This window comes from Pseudomonas sp. DCB_AW (assembly GCF_026240895.1).
Classification (GTDB): Bacteria; Pseudomonadota; Gammaproteobacteria; order Pseudomonadales; family Pseudomonadaceae; genus Aquipseudomonas; species Aquipseudomonas kermanshahensis.
On the sequence record NZ_JAPFCE010000007.1, the window covers coordinates 18,175 to 35,615 of the forward strand.

9 protein-coding genes and 5 tRNA genes are annotated in these 17,441 nt (G+C 60.7%); 8 read left to right on the forward strand and 6 right to left on the reverse strand.

Annotation, left to right across the window (positions count from 1 at the left end; all coding sequences use genetic code 11):
* The first annotated feature begins 11 nt into the window (after positions 1-11).
* The gene (locus OO306_RS06910) at positions 12-500 is read left to right on the forward strand and encodes a glutathione peroxidase (protein ID WP_265968169.1); all 489 of its coding nucleotides are present in this window, start codon (positions 12-14) and stop codon (positions 498-500) included.
* Here the strand turns inward: OO306_RS06910 and OO306_RS06915 are convergent.
* Positions 490-2,847 carry a response regulator gene (locus tag OO306_RS06915; protein WP_265968223.1) on the reverse strand — a complete coding sequence of 786 codons (2,358 nt, stop codon included), beginning with the start codon at positions 2,845-2,847 and terminating at the stop codon, positions 490-492. The two genes, OO306_RS06910 and OO306_RS06915, sit on opposite strands and share 11 nt — an antisense overlap.
* Positions 2,848-3,046: 199 nt before the next feature.
* On the opposite strand from OO306_RS06915, the gene OO306_RS06920 reads away from it, so the two are divergent.
* Entirely contained in the window at positions 3,047-3,934 is an 888-nt protein-coding gene (locus OO306_RS06920; RefSeq protein WP_265968170.1) for an ATP-binding protein, read from the forward strand.
* Positions 3,935-4,417 (forward strand): GAF domain-containing protein, encoded by a 483-nt coding sequence (locus OO306_RS06925; RefSeq protein WP_265968171.1) that lies wholly within the window; start codon positions 3,935-3,937, stop codon positions 4,415-4,417. It begins immediately after the preceding gene.
* Positions 4,418-4,549: 132 nt separating this feature from the next.
* Here OO306_RS06925 and OO306_RS06930 read toward each other — a convergent pair whose 3' ends face one another.
* Positions 4,550-5,317 carry a hypothetical protein gene (locus OO306_RS06930; protein ID WP_027596055.1) on the reverse strand — a complete coding sequence of 256 codons (768 nt, stop codon included), beginning with the start codon at positions 5,315-5,317 and terminating at the stop codon, positions 4,550-4,552.
* Positions 5,318-5,649: 332 nt separating this feature from the next.
* On the opposite strand from OO306_RS06930, the gene OO306_RS06935 reads away from it, so the two are divergent.
* The 5 genes from OO306_RS06935 to OO306_RS06955 all read left to right on the forward strand — a co-directional run bounded on the left by OO306_RS06935 (position 5,650) and on the right by OO306_RS06955 (position 6,214).
* A tRNA-Glu gene (locus tag OO306_RS06935) sits at positions 5,650-5,725 on the forward strand.
* A 4-nt stretch (positions 5,726-5,729) separates the two neighbouring features.
* Positions 5,730-5,805 (forward strand) — tRNA-Gly (locus tag OO306_RS06940).
* Between the two features lie 92 nt (positions 5,806-5,897).
* Positions 5,898-5,973 (forward strand) — tRNA-Glu (locus OO306_RS06945).
* 3 nt (positions 5,974-5,976) lie between these two features.
* Positions 5,977-6,052: transfer RNA gene (locus OO306_RS06950), tRNA-Gly, on the forward strand.
* An 86-nt stretch (positions 6,053-6,138) separates the two neighbouring features.
* Positions 6,139-6,214 (forward strand) — tRNA-Gly (locus tag OO306_RS06955).
* A 58-nt stretch (positions 6,215-6,272) separates the two neighbouring features.
* Here the strand turns inward: OO306_RS06955 and OO306_RS06960 are convergent.
* The 4 genes from OO306_RS06960 to OO306_RS06975 all read right to left on the reverse strand — a co-directional run bounded on the left by OO306_RS06960 (position 6,273) and on the right by OO306_RS06975 (position 17,376).
* On the reverse strand, positions 6,273-7,793 hold the full coding sequence (locus OO306_RS06960) for a hypothetical protein (protein ID WP_265968172.1): 1,521 nt from the start codon (positions 7,791-7,793) through the stop codon (positions 6,273-6,275).
* A 63-nt stretch (positions 7,794-7,856) separates the two neighbouring features.
* Positions 7,857-10,037 carry an autotransporter outer membrane beta-barrel domain-containing protein gene (locus tag OO306_RS06965; protein ID WP_265968173.1) on the reverse strand — a complete coding sequence of 727 codons (2,181 nt, stop codon included), beginning with the start codon at positions 10,035-10,037 and terminating at the stop codon, positions 7,857-7,859.
* A 182-nt stretch (positions 10,038-10,219) separates the two neighbouring features.
* Positions 10,220-12,223 (reverse strand): hypothetical protein, encoded by a 2,004-nt coding sequence (locus OO306_RS06970; protein WP_265968174.1) that lies wholly within the window; start codon positions 12,221-12,223, stop codon positions 10,220-10,222.
* A gap of 251 nt (positions 12,224-12,474) precedes the next feature.
* A complete protein-coding gene (locus OO306_RS06975) occupies positions 12,475-17,376 on the reverse strand; it encodes an RHS repeat-associated core domain-containing protein (RefSeq protein ID WP_265968175.1) in 4,902 nt (1,633 codons plus the stop codon).
* Between the last annotated feature and the right edge of the window lie 65 nt (positions 17,377-17,441).

Consider the following 17,441-nt stretch of genomic DNA (forward strand, 5'->3'; position numbering starts at 1 on the left):
GGAGCCTGAACATGGCTGGATCGATGCTGGACATCCCTTGCGTGACCCTGGGTGGCGAGCACAAGAAGCTCGGTGACTTCCCAGGCAAAGTCCTGTTGGTGGTCAACACCGCCAGCCAGTGCGGCTTTACCCCGCAATACAAAGGCCTGGAGCAGTTGTGGCAGGCCTACCGCGAGCGCGGCCTGGTGGTGCTGGGCTTCCCTTGCAACCAGTTTGGCAAGCAAGAGCCGGGCGAAGCGCGGGACATCGCGCAGTTTTGCGAGCGCAATTTCGGCGTGAGCTTCCCGCTGTTTCGCAAGGTCGAGGTCAACGGGCCGGGTGCTCACTCGCTGTTCGTCGAGCTCAAACAGCGCGCCCCCGGCCTGCTGGGCAGCCAGAAGATCAAGTGGAACTTCACCAAGTTCCTGGTCGACCCGGCCAGCGGCCAGGTCACGCGCTATGCGCCGACCACCAAACCGCAGGCACTGGAAGCAGACATCGAGCGCCTGCTCAGCCGCTGATCGGCACCCAGTGCTCGACCAGCGCCAGCAGCTCTTCGCGGCGGAACGGCTTGGCCAGGTAGTCGTTCATGCCCGCCGCCCGGCAGCGTTCGCGCTCTTCGGGCATGGCATTGGCGGTGAGCGCGACGATCGGCAAGTCTGGCCAGCGGCCGCTCTGGCGGATACGCCGGCTGGCTTCGTAGCCGTCCATCACCGGCATGTTGCAGTCCATCAGCACCAGGTCGAAATCCTCTTGTTCTAGCCACGCCAGGGCCTCGGCGCCCTGGGTGGCCAGCTGTACCTGGCAGCCGAGCTTGGCCAGCATGCCCTTGGCCACCAGTTGGTTCACCGGGTTGTCCTCCACCAGCAGAATCCGTGCACGGCCTTGTTCCGGGGAGGTGTGCGGGTTGGCCAGCGGGTGCTCGGGCTCGTGGCCTTGCAGGATGCGCCGTAGCGTCTGGTACAGCGCATTGCGCGCCAGTGGCCGGGCCAGTTGATGCAGCGGCGCAAGGTTGATGGATTGCTCATTGGGCAGGAAATTGCCGTAGGCCGTCACCAGCAGGATGGGCGTTTTCAGTGCAGGGCGCAGCGCCAGCAGGTGCTCCAGGTCGTCGGTGATCAGCAGGTCGAACGTCGCAGTGTGCAGGCCTGCGCTGCTGTCGTGGCGTTGGTACGCCAGGCCCCAGGCGGGCAGCAGGTCTTGCAGCAGCTCATGCAGCCCGCTGCTGGCATCGCTCAGGGCCACCACGCGGCCCTGCAGCGGCGCCGGCGGGATGGCTTCAGTGTGCACGGCCAGTGGCAGCTCTGCGCTGAAGCGGCTGCCAAAGCCTGGTTCGGACTGGATATGCAGGTGCCCCTGCATCGCCTTGCACAGGTTGCGCGTCAGTGCCAGGCCCAGGCCGGTGCCGCCGTACTGGCGGGTGATGCCAGCGCCAGCCTGGGTGAAGGGTTGGAAAATCCGCGCCTGCGCCTCCTCGGGGATGCCGATGCCGGTATCGCGCACTTCCAGGCGTACACCGCCGACAATCGTCACCAGGCGGATGTCGACGCGGCCGAAGCGGGTGAACTTGAGCGCGTTGGACAACAAGTTGCTGACGATCTGGCGCACCCGTGTCGGGTCGCCGAGCACGCTGCTGGGGAAGTCGCGGGCGATAAGGCAGGTCAGCTCTACGCTTTGCGCGGTGTTCTGCGACAGCAGGTTGGCGGTGTCCTCGACCATCGAGCCCATGTCGAAGGCAATGCGTTCGAGCTCCAACTGGCCGGCATCGAACTTGGACAGGTCGAGAATATCGTTCAGCAGCTCCACCAGCACCTTGCCCGAGTCGTGGGCGATGGTCATCTGTTGGCGCTGCTCGCTGGGCAGCGGGCTGTCCAGGGCCAGGGCGATCATGCCGAGCATGCCGTTGAGCGGGGTGCGGATTTCGTGGCTCATGTTGGCCAGGAAGGCCGCGCGCGCCTGGGCCATGTCCAGGGCCCGGCGCCGGGCTTCTTCGAGCTCTTGGTTAGACAGGCTCAAGCTGCTGTTGCTGGCCTTGAGCTGGTCGGTGCGCGCCGACACGATGTCTTCCAGCTCGTTCAGGTACTGGGTCAGGCGGTTTTCAGCGTTACGCCGCTGCTCGATCTCGGTGGCCATGCTGACGAACTGCTGGTTGGCGACTTTGACCAGCACGCCGATCTCGTCGTGTTCGTGGCCGTGGGGGCATTCCAGCCGGGTTTGCCGCGGCTTGCGCGGGTCGCTGCCGCTGAGCGCGCCAATCACGGTCACCAGCGGTTTGGTCAGCATCATGTAGAACAGCGCCAGCAGGATCCCGGTCAGCACCAGGCTGCGGGCGAAGCCGTTGAACAGGGTGATGCCGGCGCGGTCGAGGAAGCGGCTGCCGAAGGCGTAGGTGTCGACGTCCAGGTACAGGGTGCCCAGGTATTCATTGGGCATATGGGCGAGAAACAGGCGGTCTTGAAGCTGGCGCTGCTCGCCGAACAGGAAGTCGCTGAGCGGGCGGTAGCGGTCTTCAAGGCGTGGGCGCTCGACGTCGGCCAGCACGGTATCATTGTTGTCGATCAGCCGGGCGCGGATCACCGCTGGCGATTGCAGCAGGCCGCGGGTCAGCTCCAGGGCCAGTTCGGCATCGATGTTGTAGGCGATGCGCGACGCCGGGTTGTGGCTGATTTGCAGCAGTGCACGCACTTCACGGTTGATGGATGCGTCTTCGCTGGCATAATCGATGCCGATCTGGATGAGACTGAGCAATGTTCCCAGGATGAAGCCGACCAGGACTGTCAGCCGGGCTTGCTTGTATGACAGGCGATTGGTGAACTTGATATCCATGAGTCCCGAGCCGGTTTCACGTCCCTTGCGCTGCGCAAGCATAGCCGAATAGCCCCGGCTGCTGGCGGGTCTGTCACACATTCAACCTTGATTGCTTGTATGCAGTGCCGGCCTCTTCGCGGGTAAACCCGCTCCCACAGGTTATTTCGCAGCCTTCAGCGCTGTGCAGTACCTGTGGGAGCGGGTTTACCCGCGAAGAGGCCGGCACTGCATCCCAGAATCTGAATTTGTAGGAGTCGTCATGGACGCTCGCTTGATTGCTTTCCTGGACCGCGCCGAATCGGTACTGGCGCGCCTTGAGCCGCTGTTGCCCGCACCACGCCCGGACATCGACTGGCACACCACCTTGGCCGCCCGCTGGCAGCGCGATGGCCGCACCGGTTACCTGATGCCCCTTGAAGTCAGCCTGGACATCCGCCTGAGCGACCTGATCGGGGTCGACCAGCAACGTGACCAGCTGGGCCGCAACACCCACCAGTTCATCAATGGCCTGCCCGCCAACCACGCCTTGCTGTGGGGCTCGCGTGGCACCGGCAAGTCGTCGCTGGTGCGCGCCTTGCTGGCCGAGCACGAAGGTGCCGGCCTGCGCCTGATCGAAATCGAGCGCGACCACCTGGCCGACCTGCCGCGGGTGGTCGAGCAACTGCAAAAACTGCCGCAGCGCTTCATCCTGTTCTGCGACGACCTGTCGTTCGAAGCCGGGGAGGGCGACTACCGGGTGCTCAAGAGTGTGCTCGACGGCTCGCTGGAGCAGGCCCCCGACAATGTCTTGCTGTACGCCACCTCCAACCGTCGCCACCTGGTGCCGGAAAAAGAAAGCGACAACGAGAACTGGAAGCGCATCGACGGCGAGCTGCACCCCAGCGAAGCCGTGGAAGACAAGATCGCCCTGTCTGACCGCTTTGGCCTGTGGCTGTCGTTCTACCCCTTCACCCAGGACCACTTCCTTAATGTGGTCGAACACTGGATCGGCCAGTTGGCGCGCCCTGCCGGGTTGAACTGGCAGCGGGACGAAGCCCTGGACATCCTCGCCGTGCGCTGGGCCACTGGCCGCGGCAACCGTAATGGCCGTTGTGCCTATCAGTTCGCCCGCTACTGGGTCGGGCTGCAATTGCTGGAGCAAAAGTAAATGATCGACCTCAATGCCAGTGGCGCTGGCCTCGATGGCTATAACCTGCTGGCCGCGCAAGTGCAGGCGCTGTTTGCCGACGAGCGTGACTTCATCGCCAACGCCGCGCAGTTTTCGGCGTTTCTCTATAACCAGGTGGACGACCTGAACTGGGCGGGGTTTTACCTGAACCGCAATGAAGAGCTGGTGCTCGGGCCGTTCCAGGGGCAGGTGGCGTGTGTGCGCATTCCGTTCAGCAAGGGTGTGTGTGGCGCGGCTGCGGCCACGCGGCAAACCCAGCGTGTGAAAGACGTGCATGCGTTCCCGGGGCATATCGCTTGTGACAGCGCGTCCAACAGCGAGCTGGTGATTCCGTTGGTGAAGGCGGGCAGGTTGATTGGAGTGCTGGACCTGGACAGCCCGAAGGTGGGGCGGTTCAGTGAGGCGGACCAGGTGGGGTTGGAGCGGTTGGCGGCGATCTTTCTGGAATTGACCGACTGCTGATTGCTGTATTGCCTGTACTGGCCCTTGTGGGAGCGGGCTTGCCCCGCGAATGGGGCGCGCGATGCATGGCACCGGCTGCGCCGGTGTTCGCGGGGCAAGCCCGCTCCCACAGGGCCGGCACAGGTTAGCGTATCAGTCGTACATCGCCTTCTTCTTCCAGGTCTCTTCCTCGTCGGTCTTGAGCCCGTCGGTCAGTTCGTTGTGCTCGTCCTCCGCCGGTGCCATGCGGTCCATCACCTGGGCGTTGGCCCGTGCCAGCAGTTTCTCCAAGTAGGTCAGCTGCTCTTCATACACCTTCGGCTCAGGCTGCTTGCGCAAATACTGCACACCCCGCTCGAAGGCGAGGCGTGCCTGGCCCGGCTGAGCTTTCTGCAAGGCCAGCTGGCCAAGGTTGTTGAAGAACTCGATGTGCAGCAGCACCAGGATATGACGGATCTCCTTGACCCACTGCTTGGCCTCGTTGGCAGGCAGGAAGCCCTCCTGTGCGGCGCGGGCGACCTGCGTGTGCAGCGCTTCGAGCAGAAAACGCACGTCCTTGGCCTTGGCCTCGGTCTGGATCGGGTTAGGCGGGTTGTTCACCGGGATCTTTTCGCCCAGGGCGATCTGGCCTTCCAGCTCGGCGATGCGCGCCTTGAGTTCAGCATTGTGTTTGTCCACCGTCAGCTGGCGCTGGTTGAGGTTCAGCTCCAGGCGGGCCAGCAGCAGCTTAAGGGCCGGTGTCATGAACTGGCCAGGGAAGGTCTCGGTGATTTCGCCGCAGCGGCGCAAGCGGTCGGCCAGCTCGATCTTCAACCGTGCGCGTTCCAGCTTGCTGTTCTCGACCACATTGTTGAGGTAGCCGATCACGATCAGCAACGCGATACCCGCCACGATGAGCAGAGTGATCAGAAGTGGTGTCACCGTTAATGCCTCATGAATAGGTTTGCATTATTGAGTGTAGGCGCGAGCTTGCTCGCGAGAGGCCCTGACAGGCATTCTCTTTCTATCGGCAAACTGTGCCATGGCTGGATGCTGGCACATTAATGCTGACTTGACGCCAGAAAATCAACGCCAAACCCCTGCGGGCTGCCTGAAACAGCGCTCGGCACACCCGGAAGTCATTGATTTAAATAAATTTCTACAAAGGGGTTGACGCATCTTCGAAGCATCCATAGAATGCGCGCCACTTGCAGCGTAAAGCACACAGCGAAACGCGGCAGGGAGTGAAAGCAGCATTTAAATGCTTGCAGCGTGTCCCCTTCGTCTAGTGGCCTAGGACACCGCCCTTTCACGGCGGTAACAGGGGTTCGAGTCCCCTAGGGGACGCCATATTGCGGGAATAGCTCAGTTGGTAGAGCACGACCTTGCCAAGGTCGGGGTCGCGAGTTCGAGTCTCGTTTCCCGCTCCAGTTTCTCCGGCAACGCTTAACAGCGGGGCAGGAAAAGAAAGCCCAGGTTGAATCGTGAGGTTCAATATCTGGCGCACTGAAAAGTGTTGTGTGTCCCCTTCGTCTAGTGGCCTAGGACACCGCCCTTTCACGGCGGTAACAGGGGTTCGAGTCCCCTAGGGGACGCCATTTGCGGGAATAGCTCAGTTGGTAGAGCACGACCTTGCCAAGGTCGGGGTCGCGAGTTCGAGTCTCGTTTCCCGCTCCAGTTTAAATACTGTGGCGTCTATGCGGTACAGTGGTGGTGAAGGTCGTCAAGGCGCTTCACGCCGGTTAGCGGTAATGCTTCACAATGCGGGAATAGCTCAGTTGGTAGAGCACGACCTTGCCAAGGTCGGGGTCGCGAGTTCGAGTCTCGTTTCCCGCTCCAAACATGAAAAACGCCACTCTTTCGAGTGGCGTTTTTTTTTAACCTTTTAAAAGGTCTACTAAAAAATCGGCCGGTCCTCAAGCGTAGCCGCCGCATAGGGGAATTTCAGCCAGCTCACTTTATCGTCGAACGAGACCTCTACCGATACGTGGAACTGATAGTTCAGCGCCAGTTTCATCAGGTCGGTCTTGCTCACCGCGCCCAGTGTCAGGATGCCGGCCTCGGTGGATACCGGGAGTTCATTGGCGATGGCAAGCCTGATGACCTTGGAGACGTCGCCGCGCTCCACCCCTTCAATCCATGCGTTGACGAATTGCGACGTGTGCCGGAGTTGCCAGTCTCCCAATGTGAACGTAGCGCTTTCCCCCATTGAGCGCAGGTTAATCGCGCCATTCTGGATTTTGCTGCACTGCACGATCGGTAGGCCTTCGATCGCCCGTACCGTAACATGATGTGAGGGAGAGACCGGCACATCGGGTTTATTGATTTGGTAACGCAACTCGGCCCGATTGTTCATGTGCGGCGGGATATGCACACGTGGGATACGGACCTCACGCACGCCTGGTGGCATGCTGGCGGAGGTCCCCCCCAGTGTTCCTGGTTCGCCCCAGAATGCGGTGACGGTTTCATTCGGCCTGATGTCCGCATCGTCCGGGATGACGAATGTCACGCCATTGACTGCGTCTCTCGGGACCAGCGTGCTGAAGTATTCGTTGCCTGTGGCTTCTTTGATGCGTGGTGGCGGTAGCTCGCGTGGCGGGGGAGAAGGGTCTGAGCTGAGCGAGCGTGCCAGCGCACGCTGGGGCGCCGTACCGGCCCGGTCCTGCACTTCATAGCGGGCGAAGCGGATACCGTTCCTGGACTGGCGAATGAAATCACCGGGATAGATAAGCGTGACCGGTTTGCTGATACTTTGCGCGCCCAGGGTTTCAATGTGGTCGCTGGCAAGTGTCATCATGCCGACCATGTGCTGGCCCACGGGGTCGTCGCTCCAGTACCACTTCACGGTGTCGCCCACCTCCGCACCCAGGATGGGAGGGACAGTGGCTTCTACCTTGTCACCATTGGCCGCGAGGTAATCTTCAGTGACTCCCTGGCGGATGACGTAATCGGAAAACTCAAGCCTGTCGTCATCCGGGTTCAGCAAGGGTGGGGTCTTGTCGATGTAGATATCCAGCGGCCGCGAAGCCGCTTGGGTGTCATTGAAAATGGTGACCTCGTAGTGCAACTGGTGCGGCCCTTCGACCATATTGCGAACGGGTACAAGAATAAAGAGTTCTTCAGGCTTGATGGGCTGGTTGAAGGTCTTCTTTTCAACCAGCACGCCGTTCCAGTACAAGGATAAATATTCTTCGTCCGTCTCGCTGGGGTTCGAGTGAGCCCACAGGGGGAATTCTACCCGCAAGGGCAGATAGGTTGCCCGGAACGACACTGTGTTCGGTATTCCTCCTTCTATATCGGGCACCAGTTCTGGCACGTTTGGAGGTACGAGGAGGGCTGTGTCTTTGGCGGTCGCTTTCTTGGCAGGTGCCTTCCTGGTAGACGATTTCGCTTCTACGGAGCGTTTTTTCTGTGTCATCGACCTTCCCTTCCTCTGATGCATAAATGAAAAAGGGAAGGCGCTTGGGCCTTCCCTTCGTTGTCACCAGTTGTAACGCACGCCGAAATTAACGCCCCACGGCTGTTCTATCTTGCTGCCGTTGCTGTAGTCGAAGTCGGCGTGTGCTTGCCATTTATCGTCCCAGGCGACTGCCATTCCGACACCCACTTCGCCGCGCGTGCCTGACAGGTCGGTGCCGAAGCGGTTGTCGTTCACTTTCACCTGGTTGTCATTGACGAATTCGTGAACGGCGGCAACCCGCAGGTAAGGTTGCACGCTGCGCCCTTCGCCGGCTGTGAAGGTGCGCCCGACGGTGCTGCCCACTTTGCCCAGCACTGAACGGGTGCGTTCGCTTTCGGCACGCATGCCGTTATCCAGGGTGTAGTCCTTGCCTTGCACCACAAGCCCGGACAATTGCGCGAAGGGTTCGACGAACCAGCCATCTGCCAGGGCCAGTTGGCGCCCCACTTCCAGCGATACGCCGGCGCCCAGGGCGGCATAATCGCCCTTGGCCTTGCTGTCGTCGCTCATGCGCACGTCAGCCTGGTTCTTGAACCGGTTGAGCCGAGCCACGGCGTCGAAGTAGTAGCCGCTGTCGGGATCCAGCCAGGTGGCATAAGCGCCGGCATGGTAGCTGTCGACGCTGGCCGACGAGCCCCGGGTGAGGTTGAGGTCGGAGTTGCTGTAGCCAGCCGTGACCCCGACCAGCCAGTTACCGTCGCCGGCTGCCACGGGTGTGTCGGTACCGATCGACAGCCCTTGCTGCTGTTGCTGGTAAGCGGCGCCAGAGGTGCCCGAAACGTTGTACTGGTTGGCGTAGGTGCGTACCCAGCCACCGGCCTTGCGCGGGTCACGGCGCACCTCGCCCATGCGGCTGCGCAAGGTGCCCAGCTCGCCATACCAGATGGTGGGTGCCACATTGGCCAGTGCCATGACCGACTGTGTGCCTGGGCTGACCGTGCGGGTAGTTACGTCCAGGTACCAATCGTTGCTGTCTCGTTGCACCAGGTCGTAGGAATACGCACCCAGGTCCACAGCGCCCCCCGCCAGTGAGAACTGCGCATCGCCCGCGGCGGTGTGCACCACATGCAGGCTGTTGTCGGCAAGCGGGTCATTGCCGCTGGGGCTGATCAGCAGCTGATGAGTGCCGCTGGCGGTGCCGGTCACCTCAAGGAAGTCCGACTGAGCGGTGCTGAAGTCAGCCTCCATGATAAAGGTGCCGTTGCCTGCCAGCTTGTCCACCGACAGGGTGAAGAAGTCCCCTGGCCCGCCGAAGCGCACTGCACCTTCATTGAGGGTGAGGTCGCTGGTGTGGCTGTTCTCGATCAGGACCCACTCGGCGCCGCTGTTGATCCCCAGGCTGGCGACATTATCCAGGCGGCCCGTGAGGGTGGCGCGGTTCTCCAGCAACACGTTCGCGGTGCCGCCGGCGGCCGCGACGATATCGCCGTGCAAGTGGCTGTCATTGACCCGCAGGTTGGCGGAAGCGTCGTCCGCCACCTCTAGCAATACGCCATTGCCACCGCTCAAGGTAGCGCCGTTGAGCACGTCGATCTGCGCGGAAGCTGCGAAGCCTGCACCGCGGCCTACCATGATTGCTGGGCCGTTGCGCCCTTCGACCAGGCTGTTGTCCACGACCAGCGTGGAGCCGCCACGGCCATTGTCTTCAAGGATGCGCGCACCATAGCTGCCACCACTGAGGGTGCTGCCCTCTTTGGCAGTCAGGGTGCCCGCCACCATGCGCACCCCCTCGCTGGCATCATCAGTACCCCTCAGCGCGCTGCGTTGCAGTTCGGCAGTGCTGGCGTTGATGGTTGCGCCCTGGACGCCGCCCTCGACCACGCTGTCGCTGATCACGGCGGTCGAACCGTTGCTCAAGCCAAGGCCGCGGGTGTTGCTGCTGATGGTGGTACGTTGCACGGTGGCGCTGGCGCTTCTGAGCGACAGGCCATTGGCGTTGGTTTCGGCGGTGACCTGGCTGTCGGACAGGTTCACGGTGGAGCCTGCCTCGGCGGCGATCTGCAGGGTCGTCGCACCCTCGGCGGTAAGGGTGGCTGGGCCGATTACCCGGTAGCTGTCCAGCGTGCTGCCTGCACCGAGCTGGGTATCGTCGCTGATCAGGGTTTCGCCCCAGGCAGAGGTGGCGAACAGCAGGGGGCCGAACAGCATGAACCCGGCCGCTGGTGAACGGCGGCGGGCAGGGAAGGGAGGGCGACTTGGCATGGGGGCACCATCAAAGTGAATATTTTCCTGTAAGACCCTTCTCTTATTTGTGAGGGACGGATCTGTTAAGCCGCGAGGTTAGTCACGGTTGGTCGCGAAAAATGTAGGAAAACTCCTACTCAATGGATGGAAAATTCGTCACCAGGTAACGGCCCTGGAGGCAGGCCGTTGCTGGTGCAGGATCACGGCCTGGTCAAGTCGCAAGAACCGTTGGTGCCCTGATCGGACATGCTGATCCTGTTCTCGGTTGGTCTGGATACACGGGGGGGGGTGGTGTTGATGACGTAACTCACCTGCGCGAGCCCACCTCGGGGGTTGGCCGTGTAAATGGGCTGGATATGCTGGAGGTAGGGCTCGACCCTCCAGATGAAGCCGTTTTTGATCTGGTCTTCGGTCAATGTCAGGGTTTCCTGCTTCTCCACCCCAGCGATCAGGTTACCGCCCACAGTTTCGTCATACATCAACCAAGACAGCGTTATGGTGGTGTTGTCTGGTAATTTTGAGCCTTTGTGGGCGGGTACCTTAACCCTGATTGCCGGGTCTGCGGTGGGGGCGAGGGGGTCCCAGAGCGACGGGCAGCTCAGCCAGCCTCGATCGGTAAGGCCATGGAACTCAAGATCGTCCGGCGTCATGTCGATAGCCGTTACATGCACGTACAGAGGGGACGATTCCTGCTCGTTGATTGCTGTGAGGCTGGCACGTACGGTGTAGTGCACGGGCAGTGCCGGGTCGTTGCCTGCACGCTCGATATAGCTCCAGGGAATCGTGACGCTCTTTTCGGTGCCGGTGGCTTGATCTACCACCCAGCGAGCCTCGGTCACCAGGGTGCCGTTCCAGTAGAAGTCCACTACCTGGCCGTTTGCGGCGTCGGGGTATACGTCGAACGTCAGGGTGGCATCTTGGCCACGGTCTGGTAGTGCAATCTCGTTTTCGAGTCCTGTGAAGCTGGTAATCGTTGGCGCAAGCAGGGCGGGGTTGACTGGCCAGGTCGGGTCTGGGTCTGGGCGTTCGGGGCCGGCGACGGAGAAGTCAACATTGAAGTCATCGTCTGCCGGCCCATAAGGGGCGTGATGGCGCAGCACTTTGTAGCTGACGTTGGTGGGCACTACCCCGGTGGCTTTACCGTACTCGTCACGCAATACACGGTGGGGAACGAAAATCTTGATCGGGAATGGACCTGAGCCTACCTGCTCTGTGGGAAGGACCGTCGAGCCCCAGGTCACCAAGATTTTGTCATCGTCTTTGCGGTTGGTGTACAGCTCTATTTCGACGGCCACACCTGCGTGAGCATCATCCAAGCTCAGCACGCCATCATCCGTAGCCAAAGGCACTTTCGGTCGCTGTAGGTTGGCAGGCTCCGGCGTGAGTACCACGTCGATCGTGGCCGGCAAACGGATGCGACTGCGGTTGCGTGCTTTGTCGAAGAGGTAGTACACGATATAGAACCTGCCATCGCCCAATAGGCGGATTGAGTCTGCCGGTAAGATGACTTTGAGGTCGTCGGTAACGGCGCCTGCAGCGGCTGGGTTGTCATAATCGGTATCTTCTTCGGACCATTCTTTCAGGTAGAAGACCTGATAAGTGTCACCTGGTGCCCGGTCTTGGTAGTCAGGCAAGTCCAACTCGATGCCTTCTGGGTGGTTGACCAAATAGTGTTCGTTGATGATTTCGTTGGGCGGCAGGAGTGGGGGCGCTGGGTCGTCCCTCCATGGGGCGACGCTGTCACAGATCAACTCGATAGGGAGAGAAACGTATTTATCGCCTAAATGGTCTATGAGTTCATAGCGCAGCCAGAGTTTGCCATTGCGTGGAATGGAGTCTTGGGGGAACTCGAGAATAAGTGGGAAGTCGCCAGGGACAATCGGTGGTTCGAATCTTCTTACCGGGCCAATAGCCACAAAGGTATGCTCGGCGCCGGTCAAGGTAAATTGCAACTGCAGCGTTACGTAGTCTGAAGGATCACTGCCGGGGGGCAGAAAAGGCCATTGAGGGATCTCTACGATCAGGTTCTGCTTCAAACTGTCCTTGTGCAGCGTGCCGTCATTGACGTCGACGATGCCGCGGACGTTGGGTTTGGTGAGTTCAGCCAATGCGGGTGTTGGTGGTGCATCTTGTAGGTTCAGAAAGTTGCGCCGGGCTTTTTCGGCGCGGAAGCGTTTGAGAGAAGTTGATTTTGAATTGTTCATAGTCACTCTCCGGAGATACACGTACTTGCTTTGCTGTTAGTGGCTTGTGCAACATCGCCGGGAAATTCAGGGTGATGTTGGCGGTGAATTATTTGCTAGCGGCTTCAATTTACCTAATTCCGAGGTCAGCGAGTTCGTGTCAAATAAAATCTCGTCGTAAATACGGAGTTTGCAACACGCTCCGGGTCGTTACGGCGGATGCTGATGCCTGGGCAGCACTCGACACTTCCATCGGCGGTAATGACAATTTTCTAGATGCGTGCGCGATAAATGTTAAAACCCCTGGCCCGCAACAACACGGCATTTGCGCTGATCTTTGGAACTGCGGTGGGGACCCCGTGTGTGCTGATTGCGCCGAATGCAGCGGGTGTGGCAGATGCGGCAGATGCGGCAGATGCGGCAGATGCGGCAGATGCGGCAGATGCGGCAGGCGCTGATGCCTGGCCAGCACTCGAAGCTGCCCGAACGGCCGCAGCTGCCGTTTTGACAAGCTGGGCAGTACCGGCGACCAACAGCGGCAACCCCACGATTGACGCCGCGATGCCGAGAGCCGTTCCGATTCCTTGTCTGGCTTCGCTGCCAGACAATGTTGCTTCGGTACTGACAATGAAGGACGCTGCCCCTAACGCTGCAGCTGTAGCCCCCACAGTTGCGCCTACGACCATTGCAGTCGCCGTGGTACCAATCGCTGCTGCGGTTGTCGTCATGGCAGCACCCAATCCCATTGTTGGTGCGGCTACGGCTAAGCCGACTGCCGCGATTGGGGGAGCCAACAAGGCGGCAGCTACGACGATGCCTAGCGCGAGCGCGGCAACCGATATCCCTAAATTGACCCAGAACATGGTGCCTGGCTTGAAACCGCCTGAGCTCCGGTTTCTACTCAGGTCCTCCAGCGACCGGCTCTGCCCCGAGTGGCCGATGCTGTAATGCCCGGTCGGGTCGCGGAACGTCACCGGGTTGCCCTGGCAATACCCGTAGTAATTCAATCCCCCTTCACCGAACGGGCTGAGCGCATCTGGGCTGTTGAAGCGCATGAGCGCAGGGTTGTAGGCGCGGTAGCCGTTGCCCAGCAGGTACCAGCCACTGTCCGGGTCGAGTGCTTCGCCGTTGTAGCCCAGCGCGCTGTGCGCAGGGCCGTCGGTGTGGCGCTCGCCGTACGCCGAGTAGCGGATGGCGCCCAGGCTGCCTGCCTGGCTTTCAGCAACCACGCTGTGGCTGGCGCTGGTATGCAGCAGCACGGGTGGTTGCGCGCCAACGCCAGTGTGCTGTTGGCCCAGCGGCTGCTCGCCCTGGTGCAGGAACAGTGTTTCCAGGCCATCACGCACAGCCATGCGCAACTGCAGGCCGTCATGCAGCAGCAGGGTCGGCTTGCCCGCTTGCACGGCGGTGATCAACAGGCCGTTGGCGTCGTGGCCGTAGCTGTCGGGGTCACCCGCCTGGTTGAGGCCAAGCAGCCGGTTCTGGCTGTCGTAGCGGGCCGGGCGGCCGCGCTCGTCGCGGGTCAGGTTGCCATTTTTGTCGTAGGTCAAGCGTGGGTTGGGCTCCGCACGCGGTGGGTTGTACTCGATGCGTTGCAGCTGGCAAGGGTCGCTTTCGGCATGGATGAACCTTGCCTGCTCAGGGCGCAGCCCTCCGGCGAAAAATGTGGTGGTTTGGCTGATGTTGTCGTAGGCATCAAACGTGAAAGTCTGCCGGGAGATGCTGCGGCCTTGCGGGTCTTGAGGCAGTTCAAGGCCAGCACAGGTGTGGGTGACAAGGCGCGAGCGCTTGTCGTACCCGAAGCCCTCTTGCAACAACGACACCGCGGCGGCTTTCAAATGCCGGCTCTGCAGCAGGTCATCATCGCCCCAGACCTGCTCCTGGGTGCGTTCGGCATGCCCGGCCTGGCGCCAGGTACGCTTGTCCTCGCGGTCCTGATCGTCGTACGTGATTGCGGTTTCCACCACGTTACCGGTGCTCAGGTCATGGCTGCTGATATGCGATACAAGGCCCAGATCATCGTAGGTAAAGCTAGCCTGCATTAGCCCCTGGCGGGTAGACGCAAGGCGGCCAGTGGCGTCGTCATAGCTGTGCTCGGTCTTCACGCCATTGGCTTCAGTGGTTGTCATGAGCCGGTCGTGAAGCGTGCTGAGGTGCGTTCTGCTCCAGGTCTTACCGCTGCCGTTGTCATCCCAGTGCTCTGCGACCAACTGGTTGGCGATGTTGTAGTCGAAGCGCCGTTTGCCTTGTCTGTTGTTGCAGCTCAGCAGCCGCGCGCTGGAGTCGTGATAGTTGAAGCTGGCGCGATCGTCCGGCGCATCACTGCTGATGGGTTCGTTGGTCAGTTGCAAGTTGTAGTCCAGTTCGAGGGTTTCACCGGCAGGGCTGATGCGCTGACGGGGCATCGGTTCGCCATCACGGAACAGGAAATACTCGGTACGGTTACCGGTGGTGGCACCCATCAGCCGGTTGAGCCCGTCATGGTATTGCGCGCCAATTTGCCGAGCGGGCTGCAGGACGTTGGCCGGTTTCACCACAAGGCTAGCCGGTAGGTCGTCGGAAGCATGTTCGGCATAGGTGCGTGTGAGCTGGGTGTCGTCGGGCAAGTGAGTGCCGAGCATGCGGCCCCAGGCGTCGTAACTGAACGTGGTGGAATGGCCGCGCTCGTCCTTTTCTTCGAGCGTTCGCCCCAGGCCGTCGTAGCGGTAACTGCGCTCGGCGAGCAGCTCGCCCAGCGCGTTCAGGCGCTTGCGCAGCACCGGCTTGTCGAACAGGTTCAGCCAGGTTTCGGTCCGGGCGCTGACCGCGCGCGCTTTTTGGGTGAACTTGGCTTTTTTGCCGTGCCGTGAAACCACTACAGTACGTGTTTTCAGCTCGCCACCTTCGCGCCAGGTGCGACGGATGGGGCCTTTGTGGGTGGGCGTGCCGATGGGGCAAAGTACGTTGTGCTCTTCAACACCATCCGGGCCTATGGTGCAGCTCTGCTCGCCCCAGTCATCGTATTGGAAGCGGGTCGTCAGGGTCAGCGACTTGCTGCCTTGCAGCCAATCCGTGCTGGTTGTTTCAACACTGTTGCCTAAGGCGTCATACTTGAAGGCTGATATTTCGACGAACATACCTGGCCGTGCCTCAAGCACATTGTCCCGTTTCTCGGTAACAGGCCTGCCCAGGCCGTCCAGTTCGGTCAGCGTGCTGACCCCTCGCGCGTTTTTCACCTGCTGGCTGGCAATGTCGCCGTCGGCCGCGCAGAGGGAGTAAGCGTAGTGCCTGCTGGCTTCGTAGCGTGTTCCGGGCGATACCTGCTCACGGGTGGTACGGCGCAGCACATCGAAGTCCCGCTGGGTTTCAACGCCGCTTTGATCACGCTCGAACAGTGTTTCGCCAAGCAGTAACGAGCGTCGCTGCACGGTTGATTGCGCTGTGCCGTCATAACCGATCAGGGTTTCGATGGTTTGCAGGGCCGGGTGCAGGCTGAGGGGGGCGACCACCACTGTGAACTGATACTGGGTTGTGGTCTCGAGCTTGTTGCGCTTGACGACCTGCTGATAGCGCCGGCCATGCAGCAAGCTGGCACTGGGTGCGTCTATGTGACTGTACGTGGTGTGCTCCAGCGGTTCCGTTTCTTTACCCTGTTGCACCAGCGTTTCGCGATGCTCGACCACCATGGGATTGAGCTTTGTGGCATTACCTGCCAGGGGTGGCAGAGCGCTGTATCGGTAGTGGTGAGTAAGGGTAGGGGCCGCCACCTTGCCAGTGCTGGCAGGGGTGATCGTTTTACTTTTGAGGTGGCGAACAAAACCATTGGCGTCGCCTGGGTAGCCGTCCTGCTCCTCGGTGCTATACCAGGTACTGGTTTCGGTCACACCGTTGGCGAGCTTGCGCAGGGTCACGTTGCCGTGGGTGTCGTAGGTTGTCTCGACGGTTTCCAGGCGGCTGCGTGTCGCGTCATTGGTCTTCGACCAGCGTGTCTGCTCTTCGATGGGCAGTTGCAGGGTGGGCGGTTGCTGGTCGAACGGCACATCCCGGAGGTTGTAGGTGGTGCTGACCTCGTGAACGCTCTCGTTCTGGACGGTCCTGGTCGAGGTCAGCAGGTGAAAACGGTTGAAGGTGCGGGTGATGCTGCGCAGGGGCTTTTCATGGGCGTCACACTGCGTCTCCACAGACTTATATTCATATTCACCCGTGTGCTTGTAGAGGTTATCTCTGCCATCGTCGGCCCAGGGTACCTGAATGCCGTGGCCCAGGAAGTTGGCTGAGTTTGGGTAGGTGTAGTCACTCATAAACGAGGGTTGCCCCAGGCCGGGTTCGACGATGTGACGGGTGACACGGGGCAAGGGATCTCGACGGCTGCCGACCGGGAACAGGTGGCCGCCGTCGCGGTATTGCAAGTACTCGCGCGCACCGGTCGGCGTCTCTATTTTCTCAAGGCACAGATGGCCCAATACTTCCCGGTATTCCAGGCGCCAGCTGGCCTGTTCCGGGGTTGGCAGCACAATAGACTTCACCCAGTCGGCGTTGATCAGGTTCATCACATAACGGGCAACAGGCTGGCCATCACCGCCCTCATACGGCCGCTCGCGAAGTTCGATGCGGCCATTGGCACGTTCAACCTCCAACAAGATCTGCCCACTCCCGTCGGTGATCGTGCTGAGCATCATGTAGGCAGCGTTGAACGGTTTGTATGCGAAGTTGAGCCTGTGCCCGGTAGGGGAATACACCTCGACGGGCAGGGCAATGCGCCCGAGCAGACTGCCCATCACTTCGAGGATTTCCACCATGCCCGAGCGGTGGACAACGCGGTAACGTGCGTTGCCGCCAGGCCCTGCGGGTTCGCGATAGAAATGGAAGTGAGGCAGTTTTTGTTCGGGCATGTGCAGGCGATCGCTCGAAGTACCCGTAACTTTGAATGTTTCACCGGTATGGGTGGTGATGACCTGGTTGTGTTCAGTGAACTGCGTCAGTAACAGGTTCCAACCTTTGCCCCACCCCGAGTCGATTATGTTGAGCGGGTTGAAGGTTAACGTGAGGGGTACATCCGGGCCTTGGAAGTAATTGGCGCCAAGTTCCGGCAGCTTGATGGACAAGGTGTATTGCCCGGTGCGGGTGTCTACCCCACTTTCCATAAAGCTCATGAAGTTCAGGGCGTTGGAGTGTAATGAAGATTCCGTGCTCATGGTGGAAGTGCTCGCTTTACACGTGGTGAAAGAGGGTGGGTGCACGACCGTAGTGCCCGGGCATA

Bases quoted from the DNA above. Each gene is read 5' to 3' on its own strand.
- OO306_RS06910 (WP_265968169.1), top strand. From the start codon at position 12: ATGGCTGGATCGATGCTGGACATCCCTTGCGTGACCCTGGGTGGCGAG.
- OO306_RS06915 (WP_265968223.1), bottom strand. From the start codon at position 2,847: ATGCTTGCGCAGCGCAAGGGACGTGAAACCGGCTCGGGACTCATGGAT.
- OO306_RS06920 (WP_265968170.1), top strand. From the start codon at position 3,047: ATGGACGCTCGCTTGATTGCTTTCCTGGACCGCGCCGAATCGGTACTG.
- OO306_RS06925 (WP_265968171.1), top strand. From the start codon at position 3,935: ATGATCGACCTCAATGCCAGTGGCGCTGGCCTCGATGGCTATAACCTG.
- OO306_RS06960 (WP_265968172.1), bottom strand. From the start codon at position 7,793: ATGACACAGAAAAAACGCTCCGTAGAAGCGAAATCGTCTACCAGGAAG.
- OO306_RS06965 (WP_265968173.1), bottom strand. From the start codon at position 10,037: ATGCCAAGTCGCCCTCCCTTCCCTGCCCGCCGCCGTTCACCAGCGGCC.
- OO306_RS06970 (WP_265968174.1), bottom strand. From the start codon at position 12,223: ATGAACAATTCAAAATCAACTTCTCTCAAACGCTTCCGCGCCGAAAAA.
- OO306_RS06975 (WP_265968175.1), bottom strand. From the start codon at position 17,376: ATGAGCACGGAATCTTCATTACACTCCAACGCCCTGAACTTCATGAGC.